A 20,767-nucleotide genomic window follows, 5' to 3' on the forward strand; every position below is an offset into this window, starting at 1 on the left:
CTTCTTGCTTACAAGTCTTTAACATCCAACCAGTTAGGCGCACTCTTTAATGACTCTCGGTGAGAACGCACTAGCTGAACGGAGTCAGTATGCAGCGCAAAAGGAATGGCAAAACGTGGCTTGTGGTCGTAATTGCAACAGTGCTGATGTTGTCTTGTTATAGCGCCAGCAGAGAGGTGGCTCGTCAGTGGTTGAGTGTACAAACTCAAACCGAAGCTCAACAAAAACTGCTCGACTATATCGGTGAAGTTCGCCGTGCACTCAAACGCTTCTATCACTTGCCTTACCTTGTCACCAATAACCCGGAAACCATCGCATTTGTGAAAGGAAACCGGACTTATTACGAGCCATTGCAAACCCAACTGACTCAGCTAGATAAAGCCGCCAATACGGAAGGTTGGCTAATCCTGTCTAACTCTGGCGAAGTATTGGTATCGAGTTTGATCGAAGAGCGCTTTAGCCTGTCTGACCGAAAAGCCATTGTGGAACAAATTCACAATCAAGGCGGCGGTGTTTCCTTGGTGAACAAAACCAAAGGTTCGAGCCCGTTGTATTACCTTGCAGCTCCTATCTACGACGGTCTGGATATCGCAGGCATTGTGGTGGTGCAGATCAACCTCAGCTTGTTGACCGAACAGACCATTACTAGCCAAGACATCATTACGTTGCAAAATCGCCAGCAACGCTTTTTCCTATCGAGCAGCTCGCTCTATAACGCTGACTGGTTTAACGAACCGAGCAACACCGTTCAGTTAGAAACGCAGCGCTTATACGACAACACCAATATCAGTGTGTGGACGCTCAATCAGCAACGCTATTTTGCGCACACCGTAAAATTGGATGATTTGAATTGGTACGTAAGCTACCTCACCCCTTCTAAGCCGATTCAGCAAACCATCAACGTAATTGGTTGGAGCGTAGCAGCGCTACTCTTATTGGTTATATTACTCGTCATCATTGGTCTACAACGTCGCCAAAAGCACATCAATCAACAGCGAATTCAAGCCCTGTTGGAAGAGTCCCAACGCCGCTTGAAACAGATGATCAATAAAACTCACGTTGGTTTGCTATTGATTGATGAACAAGGACAACTGTTCGATCTCAACCCAATGGCGAAGCGTTTGTTCTGTTTACCAGAAAGCGTCAATCGACACGCTTTTGCTTGGGAATTATTCGACGCAGGCAACCCCAATTCCACCACACTTAAGTTGCTCAAGGACTTGCCTAAGCATAAAGAGCTCGCAGAGATCAGCACGGTCGAAACCATTGCCAGACGCAGCGATGGAAGCGTCTTCCCTGTCCTGTTCTCGCTAACCAGTTTCCCTTGGCATGGCGAGCAGTATTTCCTTGCAACGATCATCGACATCAGCAAGCGGAAAAAAGCCGAACAGTCACTACAACAGGTCAACCAAGAACTGGCACAACGGGTTGAAGAGCGAACTCAAGCGCTAAAAGAAGCGCAAAGCCAGTTAATTGAATCGAGCAAAATGGCAGCCTTGGGGCGCATGTCGAGCGCTATTACTCATGAGCTCAATCAGCCACTGACAGGCTTGCGTACCCTACTCACCACGAACGAACTGCTGGCGGAACGCGGCGAAGCCGAGATGATGAAAGCCAACAATGTTTTGGTGCAAAAGCTGATTGATCGTATGGCAAGCATGACCAGTCAGCTAAAGACGTTCGCCTACAACAAACCAGAAAGCCTACAAGCAATTTCTCTTACCTCCGCACTCGAAGAAACCCTACGCGTTTATCAAACCCAATTAGACAAGGTGGATGTACGTGTTCGAGTTCCTCATGACTTACCTAACATCATGGGTGAAGAACAACGACTGCTTCAGGTGCTCGGTAATCTTGTCTCGAATGCGCTAGACGCAATGAACCGTACCACCCACCCGCAGCTCAGCTTGATCGTCAACCCAACCGGCAATCAGGTCGAACTGATCGTCAGTGATAATGGCTGCGGCGTGTCGGATGAGATGCTTGAGTCGATGTTCGAGCCCTTCCAAACCTCAAAGAAAATTGGTGAAGGATTGGGGCTGGGTTTAGCGATTACGGCCAACAATATGCGTGATATGAACGGACAAATTACCGTGCATAAGAATGAACAAAATGGGCTGACTTTCACTCTATTGTTCAAATCAGCCTAGGTTGATATTGATTACAAAATCATCATTAGAACTAGGCATCCCCGCTGTTTGAGAAAAACACGATCTCGATACAAGAATCCCTCCTTGACCTACACTATTCTCAAGCAAATAAAACGAATAACTTCCGAACGATAAAGAGTGAGAAACATGATTAAGTTTCCTGAACATTTTCTTTGGGGTGGTGCCATTGCTGCAAACCAAGTAGAAGGGGCGTACAACCTTGGGGGTAAAGGGTTATCGACATCAGACATGCTGCCAAACGGTATTTTGAGTCCGCATCAAACCCGTGAAGAGCGTACACCGGGTATCAAAGACGTGGCGATCGACTTCTACAATCGCTACCCAGAAGACATCGCGCTGTTCAAAGAGATGGGCTTTAACTGTCTGCGTCTCTCTTTGGCATGGAGCCGCATCTTCCCGAACGGGGACGAACTAGAACCTAACGAAGAAGGTTTGGCGTTCTACGATAAAATTTTTGACGAACTTGCCGAGCACAACATCCAACCTTTCGTGACCTTATCTCACTACGAAATGCCTTACGCACTGGTTGAAAACTATGGCGGTTGGGGCGATCGTCGCGTCATCGAATTCTTCGAACGTTATGCTCGCACAGTGCTGGAACGCTACAAAGACAAAGTGAAGCTGTGGTTAACCTTCAACGAAATCAATATGTCTCTACACGCACCATTTACTGGTGTTGGTTTGCAAGAAGGCGCCAGTGAACAAGAGATTTACCAAGCGATTCACCACCAGCTAGTCGCAAACGCAAAAGCGGTAAAACTTTGTCAGCAAATCGTACCAAACGGCAAGATTGGTAACATGCTGCTTGGCGCAATCAATTACCCATACACCTGTAACCCTGATGACGTGCTGGCAGCAATGCATGAAAACAACAAGTGGTTGTTCTTCGGTGATGTGCAAACACGTGGTCAGTACCCTGGCTACATGAAGCGTTACTTCCGTGAAAACGGTATCGAAATTCAGATGGAAGCAGGCGACTTAGAAGAAATTGCATCGGCAAGTGTCGATTTCATCTCATTCAGCTACTACGCAAGTGGCTGTGCAAGTGCAGACCCGAAACAGAAGGAAGTGGGTAACATTGTCGATAGCGTACCAAACCCATATCTTGAGAAGAGCCAATGGGGTTGGTTGATCGATCCAAAGGGTCTTCGCGTTCTGCTGAACTTCCTTCACGATCGCTACCAAAAACCACTGTTTGTCGTAGAAAACGGCTTAGGTGCACGTGATGAAATCGATGAAAACGGTGAGATTCAAGATGATTACCGCATCGCTTACTTGAACGACCATCTTGTTCAAGCACACGAAGCGATTCTGGATGGCGTTGAGCTGATGGGCTTTACCAGCTGGGGGCCAATCGATTTGGTCGCAAACTCAACCGCAGAGATGAGCAAACGTTACGGCTTTATCTATGTCGATCGTCATGATGATGGGCAAGGAACGCTAGAACGTAAACGCAAGAAAAGCTTTTTCTGGTATCAAGACGTGATTCGTACTTCAGGCGGTTCATTGAAAAGCTAAGCCGGTTGTCTAGGTATAAAGTGCAACTAGGCATTCGCCTAAACCATCAAGCCCTGCAATTGCAGGGCTTGAATTTTAAGGTGTTTATTCATTTAGAGATTAAACTGCAATCTCTCCACCGTCTTCACGTCGAATAACCACTGTCGCCGCTCGTGGGCGCACAGAAACACCAGCAGGCGTTTCTTCGGCTGCATCTTCACTGTATGGCCAGTTGCCTGGGTGCTGAATATTCACAAACAATGATTTGTAATCAGGGCTGATGGTAAAGCCTGTTACTTCACAACCATTTGGTCCGACAAAGAAGCGTTTCAATTCAGCTTGATTATCCGCACCAATCACAGCTTGATCACCATTCTCATCTGTTAGCTTAGATGGCACAACAGCCAACATTTGATCATTGGTGTAAGACGTGACTTCATCTGCGCCGTTATCAGTCTGAATCCACAAAATACCACGGCCATCAAACGCTAATCCGTCTGGGCTCGCAAACTGGTTTAGCTCATTCAAGCCAGAACGGTTGGTATCTGCATCACCATTTGCTGGCGAACCGAAGACAAAGATATCCCAAGTAAAGTCAGTTGCTGAAGCACCTTCATCCCAACGAATAACATGACCAAACTTGTTATTCAAACGTGGATTCGCAGGGTTGGTTTCATCTGTACGGCGCGTATTGTTCGTCAATGTTAAATATACTGAACCCGTGAATGGATCAACCGTACACCACTCTGGTCGATCCATTGGTGTTGCCCCAACTAAATCCGCCGCACCCGCAGTATTGATGATAATTTCAGCCAGTGAATCAAAGTGATCCGCTAATGTACCACCAGCGGTTGTTACGCTATCAAGCGTTAATGGTAACCAAGTACCTGTGCTGTCTTCATTGAAGCGCGCCACATACAGTGTGCCTTCGTCCATGTACTTGTCACCCATCGCCAAGCGGTTATCAGGGTTAGCATCTGCTGGATCCCACGCTGCCGCTGATTCAAATTTGTATAGGTACTCAAAGCGAGAATCGTGACCAGAATAAAATACCACTGGTTTGCCTTCTTCAAGCTTACCGAAAGTACAGCCCTCGTGACGGAAACGACCTAGCGCAGTACGTTTCTTCGCACGTGAGTTTTGCGTGTAAGGGTCAATCTCGACAATGTAACCGTGACCATTGGCTTCATTACGGTAATCATCCATCGCACTTGCTCCTGTTGGAGCCACATTAAAGCGAGAGAACTCATCAAGACGCTCTTCTGAATTTCCTGCTAATGTCTCCCACAAGTAGCGTGTACTTTGATCATCGACACCAATGCGATCTTGCTCTTCTGTACGAGTCCCGGCATTAACAAAGTAACCTGGCCAGTTCTCTTCACACGTTAAGTACGTGCCCCACGGCGTGTAGCCGTTGCCACAGTTGTTTAACGTACCACGCGCTTGGCTGCCATCTGGCGAGAAACGAGTGACAGTTAAAGATGTGTGGGCCACCGGGCCAGACAAATCCATGACTGTCGCACCAGTATAACGACGGTTTAGTGGATCGGTATCAACCAACTTCCACATGTTGTCTTCCAGTTGAATGCGAACCACTGACACACCGTGCGCGTTAATCTCTTTGCGCACTTCATCTACAATGGTACGTACGCCATTTTCAACCGTCGGACCATTTGGATGCAGTGCTGATGTGTCGATGTACTCGTGGTTAATACATAGCAAGCCATCTGTAGTGCTATCGTTCAATGGGAAAAAATGCATGCCGTCATGGTGCATGCCTAGCGCATTTAACTGATCGGTACTGGTGTTGGTACCATCATTTTGCCATGCGCTGCCTTGCGCATTAAGTGGTGTTCCCCAAGGTACTAGTACTTGTGCGGTGTAGCCTTGTGGAATTGAAACTGCGTCAGTGAGTGAGCCAGGGATAGATTCAAAGTTAAGAACGGCTTTAGATGCGCCCGAACCACTGCTTACTGTACTCCCTGAGTCAGACGAGTTACAACCAGCCAATCCGAAAGCACCAAACGCTGTCATCGCACTGATACCTAAACCACCTTTCAGAATGCTGCGTCGAGATAGGCTCGCTTCTAATACTTCTTCAAATGGTTTGTTTTCACTTTGGTTATAACGCGTCGCGTCAAAGGTTTCCTTGCTCATTTTTACTTTCCCGATCTTATAGTTTAATTAATAAATAGGTGATTAGTTGAACGGCAAGAAGTTTGGATAAGAAAAATGACAAAAGTGCTTAAAACATATGAAACTTGTGTTTCAACAATACTGCAAACCAACCAACACAGCTAACGAAGCAATTAAATTCTGGTCACATAATCACCAACTGTATCGCTTCATTCTGATTTTACTTGGGCTAAAGTATGATAGAAGGTATAAGGTGTACGAAATCAAATCATCTACGAGAGATAATCATGAAATTAGACAAGATCGATAACAAGAGCCGTCGTATCCGTAAAAAGCTGTTCTTAGGGGAGTTCGCAATCCTAGGTTTCGAGATCAGCTGTGAAACAGACATTAACGACTTCGACCGTTACGATGCATTCGTTGATGACTTTATCGACTACATTGACGAGCTTGGTCTTTGCTTCGGTGGCGGTGGTCTAGAACTGTTTGAAGGCTTCCTATGTTCTACTAACCGTTACGGCAGTGCGACTGAAGAACAGAAAGCGCAAGTTATCAAATGGTTAGAAGCACGCCCAGAAGTGAAAAGCGCGCAAGCGGGCGAACTAGTTGACGCCAACTACCTGTAACTAAAGGGCAACCTGTAATACGCAGAGCTCAATAAATGGTAGAGAAAGCTGGTCTTAAGACTGGCTTTTTTATTTTTGGAAGAATGCGATATTAAAAATAGGGTGCTTGGGAAGTTGCGCGGAGTGATTTTGGCGTTTTTGAGCTGGCAATCAACGGGAAACTGCGTTCCACAGCCAGCTCGTGCCTTTAGGTATAATTAACTATGATTTTTTAGCTGGGGCGTCTTTCGTGTCTTTCCAGTATTGAATACGCACACGATGTAGCTGAGCTCTTCTAGTCTTTTTCATAGTAAAGTCCCTCATCTTATATAAGTAACGCTCCTCATGGAGCTTATTGTCTAAGGTCGTATCCCCTTCAATCTATAAGGGAATCAATCATTTAACCGTGACCAATTTCACAACATAATGATAATTACCGATTTCTTGCAGCCTGTTTTTACTGGCAAACGGCATATTATCTATCTGACACAGTTAACTTACTCACCAGATATGACAGAAAAATGGCAATCAAGTTCCCTACTTATACTGTCATTGAATCTTAATAAGGATTAACAAGGTGGGCATTTCAGATTTACCATACTGTTTATAAAAACCGCAAGATTTTTTATTTCTTTTCAAACAAATCTCTACTCAAGATCAATTCACTTTCATCTTTATCGTCTCCCTTTTAACGCATTGTGATCCAGTTCAATCCACAGAACTCGGAACAAAAAGCGCTCATTAATACATTCACCACCAAACTTGTGCGATATCTCTTACAAGAGTTGTAAGCAAATAGATTAACCACGTCTAAGAGCAATGCCAGAAAAAACATTAAACATATGATTTAACAGTAATATTTAAATTCACTTAAAATAATAAGTAAAAATAATTTAGAAAAGTTAATTGAGTCAAATCAGCAAAACATCAATACTCAATTTGTCGACAGGATGTTGGCGGGAACAGGAAAAAAGCCTAAAGGATTGGGTATCTTCAGGATGAAGATTTGATAGCTTAGGATGAGTTGTCAGCAAGGATGTAGTTAAGCTCTAGGATAGAGTTCGCCCGTCAGGATGATAGGCAAGAATGGACACCGCTAGGAAGGCGATGAACAAGGAACTCGGTTAAAGGACTTAGCCACAATCAAGGATAGATGCAGGGAGCACCTATTAGTAGCTGGATTGCTGCGAAAAAGAATAAGCCCCGTCTGGGAAACCAGGCGGGGTTTTATTTTGTCTGTAATGTATTGATAAAGATTCATCTTTATCGTTTAAGTCTTCTCTGTTTTCATAAAACACCGTGCTATCATTTTCTTTACGTCTCCCAACAAAGCTCTCAGAAAATCACACACTATGCTTAATCCTGTTTGGTTACATACATTTAAGACATTGATTGAAGTCGGTCATTTTACGCAAACGGCAGAAAAACTTTTTATGACTCAGCCTGGCGTCAGCCAACACATCAAAAAATTAGAGCAAAGTTGTCAGCATGCCTTGATCAAGCGCGAAAACAAAAGCTTCGAATTAACCGAACAAGGCAGGATTGTCTACGCATATGCGCTCGAGTTAGAAGATAGAGAGAAGAAGCTGCTCGAAGAGCTCAGTTTTGATGATGCGTTTTCAGGCCACTGTAAACTGGCTTGTTCTGGTGCAATGGCGTTAATGTTGTATGGGCCCATTTTGGAGAAGCAAAAACAGCACCCGAGCTTATCGTTACATTTAGAAGCCGCGCCAAATCAATCTATTCTCAACGCCATAACGCAAGGGCACATTGATATTGGTATCGTGACTGATGTTCCCAACAAAGGTCTGTTTCACAGTGAGCGAATTGGTAAAGAGAGGTTGTGCTTGGTTCTGCCAAAGCAATATCAAAATAAGCAGATAACGCCACAACTCTTGCATGACTGTGGTGTCATTAGCCACCCTGATGCCGAGCATTACATGACGCTGTTTTTTGACCAATGTGAAGAACCACAGCTCCAAGAAATTAAGATGAGCGATTTACCATTATCCGGCTACGTAAATCAGTTGAGCCAAATTTTGCTGCCTGTCAGCAAAGGACTTGGCTTCACCGTGCTGCCTCAAAGTGCGGTCGACAATTTTCCACTAAAAGACACGTTATACATTGCTCAACTGAAAAACACTGTATGTGAAGAGCTATTTCTGGTTCGTAAGCGCAGTCGTGCTCTACCTCTGCGCTATCAGACCATCAAAGAAGTGTTATTGGATGTGATCGGTGGCGCGCATCAATGATGTTAGCCACTCTTCGCTGGTAATGCGTTCCTCTTGGCAATCCACCCAATATGGTTTGCCAGATAACCAGCTCTTTGACGCGACCTCTTTTATAAACACATCCACGGAATCAACGTCATCTTTGGCGTAATCCCATTTATTACGCATGTGTTCTGCCGCTTCTTGATTAGTGTACGCCTTGCCGTTGCGGATAAAGGTGCAAGAGGATTGCTCAACTCGTTTTATCAACGTCGAGATATCTTGCTCTACCCCTGCTAGTGCAAAGGTCGGCAGAATGCTTAATGTAAGTAACAACGTCCACTTTGCTTTCATCGCACCTTTATCCTTATCCCTGACCACGTAACTACTAATAGTAACTACTGATAAGTGACTTAACTATTCTGGTGTTTGGCTGTTTAGTTCAGCAATTATTGCCACCATGCCTGAGCAGGCTGAGGCTCCGCAATCGCCAAGCGTTGACCGATCTCAGGGCTAACTAACGTTACACCGCGCTCTTCACTGATGTCTAACGCGCGTTGCATCGGTTCATTCCAATCGTGCATCGATAAATCAAACGTGCTGTTATGGATCGGCATCATAACTTTGCCCTGCACATCGATGTGTGCTTGAACGCTTTGCTCTGGGAACATGTGAATGTCTGACCAGAGTTCATTGTACGCACCTGTTTCAATCATGGTGAAGTCAAATGGACCGTACTTTTCGCCAATCTCTTTAAAGCCATTGAAGTAACCAGAGTCACCACTGAAGAACACTTTGTGTTGTTGTGCATTGATAACCCAACTGCCCCACAGCGTCGTATCGCGGTCTGTCAAACCTCGACCAGAGAAATGCTGAGTCGGAGTTAGTGTATATTCAATGCCGTCAACAGAGTGTGACTCCCACCAGTCTAGTTCGATCACTTTCTCTTTGGGTACACCCCAATTCACCAGTAATTGGCCAACTTTTAACGGCACCAAGAAAGTGCCCACCTTGTCGCCTAGCACTTTAATAGAAGCTTTATCTAGGTGATCGTAATGGTCATGACTGATCACCACCACATCGATAGTTGGCAAATCTTCTATCGTGATGGGGGTTTGGTGAAAGCGTTTTGGCCCTGCCCATTGTACAGGAGACGCGCGATCACTGAATACAGGGTCAGTCATCACCAGTTTTCCATCGAGCTTCATTAATACGCTTGAGTGACCCAGACGATAGATGACGTCATCTTGCTCTTCTAACAGTTGCCGCGCTGTGATCACATGCACTGGAATTTCAATCGTTGGTGTTGGGTTAAGGCGCTCAGTCGTAAAATACGCTTTCATGATTTCGAACATGTCGCCCAAACCGCTTTTGTATTCCAACTCTGTATTTGCAAATTTGTCCGGGTATGTTGGCGCTTTTTCAGTATCAACATTAGAACAAGAAATCATTGATGTACCCATCGCGAACGCTCCTACTGTGGCTAGCAAAGTTTTTTTCATAAAAAGTTAACCCGAACAAAAGTAAACTACACGGTGCAGTTTACATTCTAATTATCAAAAGTAAACTACTTAGTGTAAAATAGATCAAGAAATGATCTTCTTAACTTAGCAAGCTTATGAATGTAAAAAGAAAAAGTCGTAGCGAAACCAAAAGAGAAGCCATCTTGTGCGCGGCAAGGCAAGCGTTCCAAGAGTTTGGGGTGCAAAACACCAGCATGGATAAGCTCTCTGCAATCGCACAAGTCTCTAAGCGCACGGTCTATAATCACTTCCCTTCTAAGGAAGCGATCGTGACGGAGTTGCTGAGTGAGCTTTGGCGTTCGTCAATGATGGAAAGCGATATTAAACGCTTGGCCACTCTGCCACTCAAAGATCAATTGATTGAATTACTCTACAGCGAGATCATTGTGGTAACGGAACCAAACTATATTGAGCTGGCAAAAGTGGCATTTGGGCACTTCTTATTTAAGCCGGAAGATCTCAAAGAACAAGCAGAACAAATGTCGAAACAGGAAACCGCCCTGTACCGCTGGCTTACTGAGAAATCGAACAGTGGCGCTTTGCAAATTGATGATGTACATATAGCAAGCACTCAATTGCACAACTTACTTAAAGGCAGTGCATTCTGGCCGCAGTTAATGGGAATTCGCCCCTCTTTGTCGAATGAAGAATCTAGGCTGTTAGCTACCCAAACGGCGGAACTTTTTTTAAGTCACTATCAAAACAGCTAAAAACAGCGGTCAAATTGGCCGCTTTTTTAAGCGATAATTCGTGACAAAGCGATGAAATTTTTGCTCAATTTTATTTATCTCACCCTTGACAGTCTCATACCGCAAGGCGTGAGCGTTCGATAAAATATTTTTGTCGTGTCGACGATGCTTTTTCGTTTTCATCTCACAAAAAAACGCCCTAAGGTGCGCACCTCTGACGACGTGGTTGTTCAACCACAATTCTAAATCGTTGAAGTAAGTAGGTTATGTCATAACATGATCACCTGCCTACTGCATTCTATGCTCTATACTTATATTTTAATTTGGTACTGACTTACTAAGGAATTGCCATGCGTATTGCTATTCTCTCTCGTAATGAGAATTTATATTCAACCATGCGCCTAAAACAGGCGGGTGAAGAACGTGGGCATCAAATCGATGTGATCGACACGCTTCACTGTTATATGGACATTACGAGCAACAACCCTAAGATCCGCTACAAGGGTGAAGAATTACCGCAATACGATGCTGTTATTCCACGTATTGGGGCATCTATTACGTTTTACGGCACTGCTGTTGTACGTCAGTTTGAAATGATGGGTACATTTTGTGTCAACGAATCTGTCGCGATCAGCCGCTCTCGTGACAAGTTGCGCTCATTACAACTGCTATCACGTAAAGGCATCGGTTTGCCACGCACTGGCTTTGCTCACCATCCTGACAACATTCAGGACGTGATCAAAAACGTTGGTGGCGCACCTCTAGTGATTAAATTGCTAGAAGGCACTCAAGGCATTGGTGTTGTACTTGCTGAAACAAATAAAGCGGCAGAAAGCGTGATTGAAGCTTTCATGGGTTTGAAAGCTAACATCATGGTGCAAGAATTTATCGAAGAAGCAAAAGGCGCGGACATCCGTTGTTTTGTTGTCGGAAATAAGGTGATTGCCGCAATGAAGCGCCAAGCAAAAGAAGGCGAGTTCCGTTCCAACCTTCACCGTGGTGGCTCTGCACAACTCGTGCGTTTGAGCAAAGAAGAGCGTGCGACCGCTGTAAATGCAGCGAAAGTGATGGGCTTGAACCTTTGTGGTGTGGATATCCTTCAATCTAAAAATGGCCCAGTGGTAATGGAAGTGAATTCTTCCCCTGGTCTAGAAGGCATCGAACTAGCAACGGGTAAAAACATTGCAGGTATGATCTTCGATTTTATCGAGAAAAACGCTAAGCCAAATTCAAACCGTACTCGCGGTAAAGGTTGATTTTTGTTTAACGTACAAGAGAGCCAAAAACCGGCTCTCTTGTTACTCGTCGCTAGGATGACACTATGAATCAGAAAATGATCATTGGGAATGCCGAAGCTATTTGCTTGCCAGAGTTAGGGATTACTCACCTTGAAGCGCGTATTGATACAGGCGCTCAAACCTCTTCATTACATGTAGACAATATTGATTGCTTTGAAAAAGATGGTCAGTCTTATGTTGCATTCGATCTGCACCCAGATGTATACCATTTAGAACAAGTGGTTCGCTGCACAGCGAAACTAAAAGCAAACCGTAAGGTTAAATCTTCTAACGGTACTTTTGAGCACCGCTGCGTGATCACGACGATGCTGCGTATAGGCGACCAACAATGGCCAATCGACATTACGTTGACTAACCGTGAAAAAATGACTTACATGATGTTGTTAGGTCGTCAGGGCATGGCAGACAAAGTGCTCGTTGATCCTAGCCAATCTCACTTATTGGCATCTTAACCCCGTAGCTTCAGATGAGTGATCGAACGTTTTTGTTGAGCATCACTCGTCTGGCTTTATCTTCGCCTACTTCCTACGAAATAACGCAAACAACAATCCCTTCGCTTTAACTTTTGTCACTCGCCAGTGCGTCATTGGCTTAGTCGGCGCTGTATTCAAAATGTGCTGATACGCTTTTTCATCCAAAGTCACCTCTCCCCCATGTGCCAGAAGCAAACATTGCGGATTCATCTCAAACACACGCTTTAATGATTGCCGATATTGATTCGGATGAAATATGGGAAACGGCGCAATCAGATGCTTTTTCACCTGCACCATTAAATCCGCCACATACAGCACATCTTGTTCAGAATGATAAACCGACAGATCTCTGTCGGTATGCCCAAGCGTTTCTAGCACCTGCCAATCATCAAATCCAGGAATAAACTCTCCATCAATAAGTTCAATATCTGGCTTTAGCTTGCGGGAATACCACAGGTTTTGCTTTGGTTTACGCATCCGATTCGCCATCCAGCGTGCTAACATCAAATCGGTCAAATGCATTAGCCAACCGTCTACACCGCTATACCACTGGTTCTCTCGCTTTGCGGCCAATAGCTTGCATCCTGTTAAATCACGTAGTTTGTGCGCACCACCAGCATGGTCTGGATGCATGTGGGTCACAACAACCAACTTTAGGTCAGAAAAAGGACGATGGAGTTGATGTTCAATAAAGTCTTTAAGATGAGGGATGTCTGCTCGACTGGCACCATCAAGCAACAATAATTTATCGGAATATTCGGCGAGATACATGGTCTGAATGTACCCCTGAATTCTGTGCAGCTGCAAAATATGTCCTTATTTTAGTGAGATGCTTCATGACCGAATCCTTACTGGTCAGACCAACTATAACAGCAGAATGGAAGCTTCGGTAAACAAATATTCACACGTAGCGACGACAACAAATCATAATCGAGATGATAGATTTTAATCATTAGACTCAAGGGCCCTTTTATCCGTTAATGCGCGCACACGGAGTTCGTGTCAGGGTATGAGGTAAATACCTCATGATTTGCTTTTTTGTACTTTTCCTTCTAATTAATTAAGGAGTTAAGTACATTTTTGTGAGAATCGAGTTGGAAAAAGCAACTAAATTAGACCGCATCCGCGCGGACTACAACGTTCACTACTGGAGCCAAGGTTTCTACGGCATTGATGACCAAGGCGAAGTATATGTATCACCACGTAGTGATCGTGCACATCAAATCCCTTTCAGCGCTATTGTAAATGAGCTAGAAGCGAAGCAGTTAAATCTGCCTGTATTAGTACGCTTCCCGCAAATCGTGCACCAACGTGTGCACGGTATTTGCCACGCATTCAACCAAGCAATTGAAGAATACCAATATCCAAACAAATACTTGTTGGTGTACCCAATTAAAGTAAACCAACAACGTGAAGTGGTGGATGAAATTCTAGCGAGCCAAGCTCAACTAGAAACCAAGCAGCTTGGTCTTGAAGCGGGTAGCAAGCCAGAATTGTTGGCGGTACTTGCATTGGCTCAACAAGGTAGCTCCGTGATCGTGTGTAATGGCTACAAAGACCGAGAGTATGTGCGTCTTGCACTGATCGGTGAAAAGCTGGGTCACAAGGTATTCATCGTACTAGAGAAGCTTTCTGAGCTGGATCTGGTACTAGAAGAAGCGAAAAGTTTGGGCGTAAAACCGCGCCTTGGTTTACGCATTCGCCTCGCCTCTCAAGGCGCAGGGAAATGGCAAGCAAGTGGCGGTGAAAAATCGAAGTTTGGTTTATCAGCATCGCAAGTGCTTAGCGTTATTGAACGCCTTAAACGCGAAGGCAACCTAGACGCGATGCAACTGGTTCACTTCCACCTTGGTTCACAGATGGCAAACATCCGTGATGTACGCAATGGTGTGAACGAGTCTGCACGTTTCTACTGCGAACTACGCGCGCTCGGTGCAAACATCGAGTACTTCGATGTGGGCGGCGGCTTGGCAGTGGATTATGACGGCACACGCAGCCAATCATCGAATTCGATGAACTACGGCCTTGCAGAATACGCACGTAATATCGTCAACACAGTGGGCGATGTGTGTCTGCAATACGAACAACCAATGCCAGTGATCATTTCGGAATCGGGTCGCTCGCTAACAGCGCACCACGCTGTATTGATTTCTAACGTAATTGGTACCGAGTCGTACCTACCGGAAGAAGTACATGAGCTTGATGATGACGCTCCGCTTTTGCTACAAAACATGTGGCGAAACTGGGAAAACTTGCAAGATGGTACAGACGCTCGTGCGTTAATTGAGATTTACAATGATACCCAAAGTGATTTGGCAGAAGTGCACTCTCAATTTGCTACAGGTGTGCTTAACTTGGAACAACGTGCGTGGGCAGAACAATTGTCACTGCGCATTTACTTCGAATTAAGCCGCAAGATGAGCACTAAGAATCGCTTCCACCGTCCGATTCTGGACGAGTTGAGCGAACGTCTTGCGGATAAGTTCTTCGTGAACTTCTCTCTCTTCCAATCTCTACCAGATGCTTGGGGTATTGATCAGGTTTTCCCTGTTCTGCCACTTTCTGGTCTTGGCGAGGCGGAAGAGCGTCGTGCAGTGATGTTGGACATCACATGTGACTCTGATGGCGCGATCGATCACTACGTTGATGGTCAAGGCATCGAGAGCACGCTACCTGTACCAGCTTGGAGCAAAGACAAACCGTACTTAATGGGCTTTTTCCTAGTAGGCGCATACCAAGAAATCCTTGGTGACATGCACAACCTATTTGGTGATACCCACAGTGCTGTAGTCAATGTTGATGAACACGGTCAATTTGAGATCAGTTACATCAACGAAGGTGATAGTGTAGAAGACATGATGCGCTACGTTCATATCGACGTGGATGCGATTCGTGACAATTATAAACAATTGGTTTCACAGCGAGTTGAAGCCAATGAACAAGCACAAATCCTAGCAGAACTAGAACAAGGTCTAGCAGGATACACCTATTTAGAGGACTTCTGATATGAATGATTTGTTTACTAAAACTGATTATTCGCTTTACTCCAACTCTATGTCGTTTTTACGTCTGCCGTACATTCGTAACCCGGTATCGGCAGACGCAGACGTTGTGGTGTTGGGAGTCCCTCTGGACATGGCAACATCTGGTCGTCCAGGTGCGCGTATGGGTCCAGATGCAATTCGCCGTGCCTCAGTCAACTTGGCATGGGAAGGTAAGAAGTTCCCGTGGAGCTTCAACGTATTGGATAAACTGAAAGTGATCGACGCAGGTGATCTCGTGTTCGATTGCGGTGATGCGGAAGATTTTACTTACCGCCTTGAAGCGGCAACCAGTGAAATTCTAAAAAGTGGTAAAACCATGTTGGGATTGGGCGGTGACCACTTCATCACGCTACCTATCCTACGTGCCTATGCGAAGCATCATGGCCAAATGGCTTTGATTCACTTTGATGCTCATACGGACACCTATGCAAATGGCAGTTCATACGACCACGGTACGATGTTCTACCATGCGCCGAAAGAAGGTTTGATCTCAGCGAAGAACTCAATACAAATCGGCATTCGTACGGAGTACAAACAGCAAGATCACGGCTTCAATGTGATTAATGCGATGCAAGCGAATGACATGTCGGTGAACGAGATCCTAGAAGAAATTCGTCGCACCGTCGCAGACAAGCCAGTGTATGTTACTTTTGACATCGACTGCTTAGACCCGGCCTTCGCACCGGGAACTGGTACACCAGTTTGTGGTGGCTTGAACTCAGACAAAGCGCTGAAAATTATTCGTGGTTTAGCCGGCATGAATATCGTGGGTATGGATGTTGTCGAAGTATCGCCTCCATACGACCACAGTGATGTTACCGCACTAGCGGGAGCAACCATCGCACTAGAAATGCTTTACGCATACGCATCTGAGCGCGAATAGACATAATCATTTCTAAGGGAGCTTCGGCTCCCTTTTCTTTCTGATGCTTTCCTCTACCTTTTATTCACTCGTTTCATCTTGAACTCAGCTCAACCGAGCAGACGCTTTATTTTTGCACTTTAACCATTAAAACCAGTTACCTATAAGGCTCATTCTATTCACGAAAAGTAAAAGATTTAACGTAATTAGACAAAGAAATGCACCGCTTTTTGAAAACAAAATCGGATTAGTTTTTCTAATTGAAATCATAGATTTTTATCTTGCTCAACTTCACACTTTTCGATTGCTAATTATACAAGCAAGCACTATTATCTCGCGCAAATACCCCCCGCAACACAAGAATTCAGTTAGCACTCTGTAAAAGAGCGCTAAGGGTTTTTACGTCTTAAATTTTTTGGAGAGATACGCAAATGTCTGCTTCGTTTCCATTAGCGAAACTTACCTTTTTAATCGCTATATTGACTGCCGTGGGTCAAATGACCCAGACAATGTACGTGCCTTCAATCGGTCATATGGCGGGCGAGTTTTTGGTATCTGCGTCATCACTTCAAGCTGTGATGGCTTGTTACCTAATCCCATATGGCTTGTCGCAATTTGCGTATGGCACACTATCGGACCGCTTGGGACGCAAACCGATCATCATCGTCGGGCTGCTTATCTACATCGCGGGTACACTGGTGGCATTATTTGCACATCAATTTGAATGGTTCTTGATCGGTAGCTTTATCCAAGGCTTAGGTATTGGCTGCGGCGGTGCGATGTCACGCACTCTGACTCGCGATTGCTTTGAAGGCTCTGATCTACACAGAGCAAACAGCTTAATTAGCATGTGTGTGATTTTCTCACCATTAATGGCACCAGTATTAGGCGGTTACCTAACAGAAGCTTTCGGATGGCGGTCAAGCTACTTGTTCTTAGCGCTATTTGCTATCGCGGTTGTGATCACCATGATGACAAGCATGATGGAGACACTACCAAAAGAGAAACGCAAATTCGAACCAGTAGCCAAAAGCTACAAACACGTTTTGTCTGACCGTCGCTTTCAAGGCTTTTTGATTTGCCTGGTTGCAACATTCGCTGGTGTGGGTGTATTCGAAGCGGCGGCTGGGGTGTTGTTAGGTGGGGTATTAGAATTACCGGCAACAACGGTAAGTTTGCTGTTTATATTGCCGATCCCAGGTTACTTGGTGGGTGCAGGCTTATCTAGCTACATCGCAAGACGTCGCTCTGAGCGTCGTGCTTTAAATGTAGGCTTGGTCTCTATTTTTGTGGGCTCTGCTATTGTGCTCATCCCAGGCTTGTTTGGTTTAACCACTGCATTAACGCTGGTTGGAGGCGCAACCGTGTACTTTTTGGGTGCAGGTATTCTCTTCCCAGCAGCAACAACTGGAGCGATTGCGCCATTCCCATACCATGCAGGAACAGCAGGCGCGACATTGGGTGGCATGCAAAACTTGGGGGCAGGTGTCGCAACTTTGCTCGCGTCACTATTTCCAGCGCATAACCAGATGCCTTTGGGCATTTTGATGATGGCAATGTCGGTAATTGCAATGCTTGGGTTAATGTGGGTGAATCGAGCACACAATCACTCAAACGAAGTACCGCAAGTTATCTGATCATTATCAGCTTACTTTCAAAGTCCAAAAGGGACACACTCAACAAGTGTGTCCCTTTTTTCATATCACACTATATCGATTTCCCGATGAGAATGATTTAACTTTCGAATTGATATTTGTTAAAAATAACAGCTGCTTACACAATGTGTTTTCAGCTCCCTTCAAATTGAGTATCCAACTCGAAATATTGAGGATTCTCACTTTTTCGGTATACCCCATAACAAAGAATGGACAACTGAAAACCACTAACAAAATGAAAGCCCAGCCCTCAGGATGAGGCCACTTGGGTGTACAATAAGGATAAAATCAGATGCGTTTCACTTTAACTACGTTGGCCGTCTCGGTCGCGCTTGTCGCCGGATGCAGCAATCAAGGAATCCCCAGCATGACTCAATACTCCCAAACACAGATCGTTGCTCAACAAACTCAAGCTCCGGTTGCGAAAAAAGTCCCTCACTCGATGACTATTCATGGCGATACCCGCGTTGATAACTACTACTGGATGCGTGACGACGAACGTAAAGACCCTGAAATTTTACAGCACCTAGAGAAAGAAAATCAGTACGCAGAAACCGTTCTAAAGCACACTGAAACACTTCAAGATACGCTATTTGAAGAAATTAAAGGGCGCATCGCAAAAGACGACAACTCAGTACCGGTTCGTAAAGGCAACTATTTCTACTCCAGTGAAGTGACCGGAGATAACGAGTACGAAGTCCATTTGCGAGCTAAAGACTTTGCAGGCAAAGACAAACAAATCATTTTAGATGTCAATGAACTAGCAAAAGAACATGAATTTTTCAGTATCGGCGGCCTATACGTTAGTCCGAATGAAAACTTATTGGCGTATGGCGAAGACACATTAAGCCGCCGCGTGTACACCCTTAAGATCAAAGACCTGACAACAGGCAATTACCTACAAGATGAAATCGAAGGGGCCTCAAGCGCTGTCGCATGGCAGAACGATAACAACGCCTTTTACTACATCAAAAAAGATCCACAGACCTTATTGGGCTACCAAGTTTATCGTCATGTATTAGGCACACCACAAAGCAGCGATGAGCTGATTTTTGAGGAAACCGACAGCGCCTATTACACCTCACTAAGCAAAAGCAAAGATGGCGAAGATATTTATATCTGGCATTCGAGTACAGAAACCAGTGGGGTCTCTATCATTGATGCGAACAACCCTAAAGCAAAGGCGAAACCGTTCTATCCTCGTGAAGATGGCATTGAATACAGTATTTCTAAGCTAGGCGATTGGTACTACATTTATACTAACTATCAAGCCGTCAACTTCCGTTTGATGAAAGTTCATCAAAATGACATGCATGACCGCTCTAAATGGCAAGATGTGATTGCCGCAGACGACAACAATCAACTTGTCGACTTCGAGTTATTCGATGATCACATCGTCTATGAGCAGCGCTCTAACGGCCTAGCAAGCGTCACTGTACGTCAGCTTTCAACAGGAAAAGAATTCCCCCTCACATTTAATGACGATGCGTTTGCTGCCTATTTGACAGGTAACCTAGAGCTGGATAACGAGAAAGTTCGTATTTATTACAGCAGTTTAACCACTCCAGGAACCTACTACGATTTCGATCTAAAAACGGGCGGGTCAGAAATCATGAAGCAAACACCTGTACTTGGTGATTTTAATCCTGACAATTACCAATCAGAACGCATCATGGTCACAGCCCGTGACGGTAAAGAAGTACCCGTTTCTTTGGTGTATCGTAAAGACTTATTTAAGAAAGATGGTACGAATCCACTCTACCAATATGGTTATGGATCTTATGGCGCAACCATTGAGCCAACTTTCCGCTCGACACGTTTGAGTCTATTGGATCGCGGCTTTGTTTACGCCATTGCTCATATTCGTGGATCTGAAATGCTTGGCCGCCCTTGGTATGAAGACGGTAAAAAACTAACCAAGCAAAATACATTCAACGACTTTATTGATGTGACTAAAGATTTGGTTGAACAAGGCTATGGCGCGAAAGATAAAGTCTTCGCTGTTGGTGGCTCTGCAGGAGGCCTCTTAATGGGGGCTATCATCAACCAAGCACCAGAACTGTATCGCGGTATCGGCGCTCATGTTCCGTTTGTGGACGTGGTAACCACTATGCTCGATGAATCAATTCCATTGACCACCAACGAGTATGATGAATGGGGTAACCCAAATAACAAAACATACTATGACTATATGTTGAGTTACTCGCCTTACGACAACATCAAGGCGCAAAACTACCCGAACATGTTGGTAACGACTGGCTTGCACGACTCTCAAGTACAGTACTTTGAACCAATGAAGTGGGTCGCCAAACTTCGTGAAATGAAGACAGACGATAACGTCTTGTTGTTCAAAACCGATATGGAAGCCGGACACGGCGGCGCATCTGGTCGATTTAAGCGCTTAAAAGAAGATGCGCTAGAGTATGCCTTCTTCCTCGATTTACTCGATAAAAAATAAGCGTATTAATAGAACTGTATCTCTAACAACAAAAAATGCCCGCAAGTTGCGGGCATTTTTATAGACGCACTCTCTAAACAAAGAGTGGGGTTACCTAAGCACAGAATGACTAGCGTCTCTTATAGCCAAAGGATAGCAGAAAGAAA

Annotated in this window: 15 protein-coding genes; 11 read left to right on the forward strand and 4 right to left on the reverse strand. The window is 44.9% G+C overall.

What is annotated here, in order from left to right:
- Positions 1-89: 89 nt before the first annotated feature.
- Positions 90-2,150 carry a sensor histidine kinase gene (locus R7O12_RS07845; protein WP_132936951.1) on the forward strand — a complete coding sequence of 687 codons (2,061 nt, stop codon included), beginning with the start codon at positions 90-92 and terminating at the stop codon, positions 2,148-2,150.
- A 147-nt stretch (positions 2,151-2,297) separates the two neighbouring features.
- Positions 2,298-3,689 (forward strand): glycoside hydrolase family 1 protein, encoded by a 1,392-nt coding sequence (locus R7O12_RS07850; protein ID WP_213971483.1) that lies wholly within the window; start codon positions 2,298-2,300, stop codon positions 3,687-3,689.
- A gap of 99 nt (positions 3,690-3,788) precedes the next feature.
- Here the strand turns inward: R7O12_RS07850 and R7O12_RS07855 are convergent, their stop codons facing one another.
- The gene (locus R7O12_RS07855) at positions 3,789-5,825 is read right to left on the reverse strand and encodes a PhoX family protein (RefSeq protein WP_130546491.1); all 2,037 of its coding nucleotides are present in this window, start codon (positions 5,823-5,825) and stop codon (positions 3,789-3,791) included.
- Positions 5,826-6,091: 266 nt separating this feature from the next.
- On the opposite strand from R7O12_RS07855, the gene R7O12_RS07860 reads away from it, so the two are divergent.
- The gene (locus tag R7O12_RS07860) at positions 6,092-6,430 is read left to right on the forward strand and encodes a YggL family protein (RefSeq protein WP_054701928.1); all 339 of its coding nucleotides are present in this window, start codon (positions 6,092-6,094) and stop codon (positions 6,428-6,430) included.
- A 1,331-nt stretch (positions 6,431-7,761) separates the two neighbouring features.
- Positions 7,762-8,661 carry a LysR family transcriptional regulator gene (locus tag R7O12_RS07865; RefSeq protein WP_017819717.1) on the forward strand — a complete coding sequence of 300 codons (900 nt, stop codon included), beginning with the start codon at positions 7,762-7,764 and terminating at the stop codon, positions 8,659-8,661.
- On the opposite strand, the gene R7O12_RS07870 is transcribed toward R7O12_RS07865, so the two are convergent.
- Together R7O12_RS07870 and R7O12_RS07875 are read right to left on the reverse strand one after the other, a co-directional pair.
- On the reverse strand, positions 8,629-8,973 hold the full coding sequence (locus tag R7O12_RS07870; protein ID WP_033906240.1) for a DUF5329 family protein: 345 nt from the start codon (positions 8,971-8,973) through the stop codon (positions 8,629-8,631). The two genes, R7O12_RS07865 and R7O12_RS07870, sit on opposite strands and share 33 nt — an antisense overlap.
- 95 nt (positions 8,974-9,068) lie before the next feature.
- Positions 9,069-10,082, reverse strand: coding sequence for an MBL fold metallo-hydrolase (locus R7O12_RS07875; protein WP_053349394.1), 1,014 nt, complete (start codon positions 10,080-10,082; stop codon positions 9,069-9,071).
- 155 nt (positions 10,083-10,237) lie between these two features.
- On the opposite strand from R7O12_RS07875, the gene R7O12_RS07880 reads away from it, so the two are divergent.
- From R7O12_RS07880 to R7O12_RS07890, 3 genes are all read left to right on the forward strand, one after another.
- Positions 10,238-10,852 (forward strand): TetR/AcrR family transcriptional regulator, encoded by a 615-nt coding sequence (locus tag R7O12_RS07880; RefSeq protein WP_132936949.1) that lies wholly within the window; start codon positions 10,238-10,240, stop codon positions 10,850-10,852.
- Positions 10,853-11,181: 329 nt separating this feature from the next.
- Entirely contained in the window at positions 11,182-12,087 is a 906-nt protein-coding gene (gene rimK / locus R7O12_RS07885) for a 30S ribosomal protein S6--L-glutamate ligase (RefSeq protein ID WP_005374224.1), read from the forward strand.
- A 65-nt stretch (positions 12,088-12,152) separates the two neighbouring features.
- Entirely contained in the window at positions 12,153-12,581 is a 429-nt protein-coding gene (locus R7O12_RS07890) for an ATP-dependent zinc protease (protein ID WP_132936948.1), read from the forward strand.
- A 66-nt stretch (positions 12,582-12,647) separates the two neighbouring features.
- On the opposite strand, the gene R7O12_RS07895 is transcribed toward R7O12_RS07890, so the two are convergent.
- Positions 12,648-13,373, reverse strand: a complete 726-nt coding sequence (locus tag R7O12_RS07895; RefSeq protein WP_165935377.1) for an MBL fold metallo-hydrolase — start codon at positions 13,371-13,373, stop codon at positions 12,648-12,650.
- Positions 13,374-13,696: 323 nt separating this feature from the next.
- Between R7O12_RS07895 and speA the strand changes: the two genes are divergently transcribed.
- The 4 genes from speA (at position 13,697) to R7O12_RS07915 (ending at position 20,621) form a co-directional block, all read left to right on the forward strand.
- Complete coding sequence (gene speA / locus R7O12_RS07900; protein ID WP_033906546.1) at positions 13,697-15,607, forward strand: arginine decarboxylase; 1,911 nt, start codon at positions 13,697-13,699, stop codon at positions 15,605-15,607.
- Position 15,608: 1 nt separating this feature from the next.
- Positions 15,609-16,529, forward strand: a complete 921-nt coding sequence (gene speB / locus R7O12_RS07905) for an agmatinase (RefSeq protein ID WP_005374233.1) — start codon at positions 15,609-15,611, stop codon at positions 16,527-16,529.
- A 410-nt stretch (positions 16,530-16,939) separates the two neighbouring features.
- Positions 16,940-18,145: a multidrug efflux MFS transporter EmrD gene (gene emrD / locus R7O12_RS07910; RefSeq protein WP_005374234.1), complete on the forward strand. Its 1,206-nt coding sequence runs from the start codon at positions 16,940-16,942 to the stop codon at positions 18,143-18,145.
- Positions 18,146-18,455: 310 nt separating this feature from the next.
- Positions 18,456-20,621 (forward strand): S9 family peptidase, encoded by a 2,166-nt coding sequence (locus R7O12_RS07915; RefSeq protein WP_318125732.1) that lies wholly within the window; start codon positions 18,456-18,458, stop codon positions 20,619-20,621.
- The last annotated feature ends 146 nt before the right edge of the window (positions 20,622-20,767 follow it).

The organism is Vibrio sp. Vb1574 (assembly GCF_033338675.1).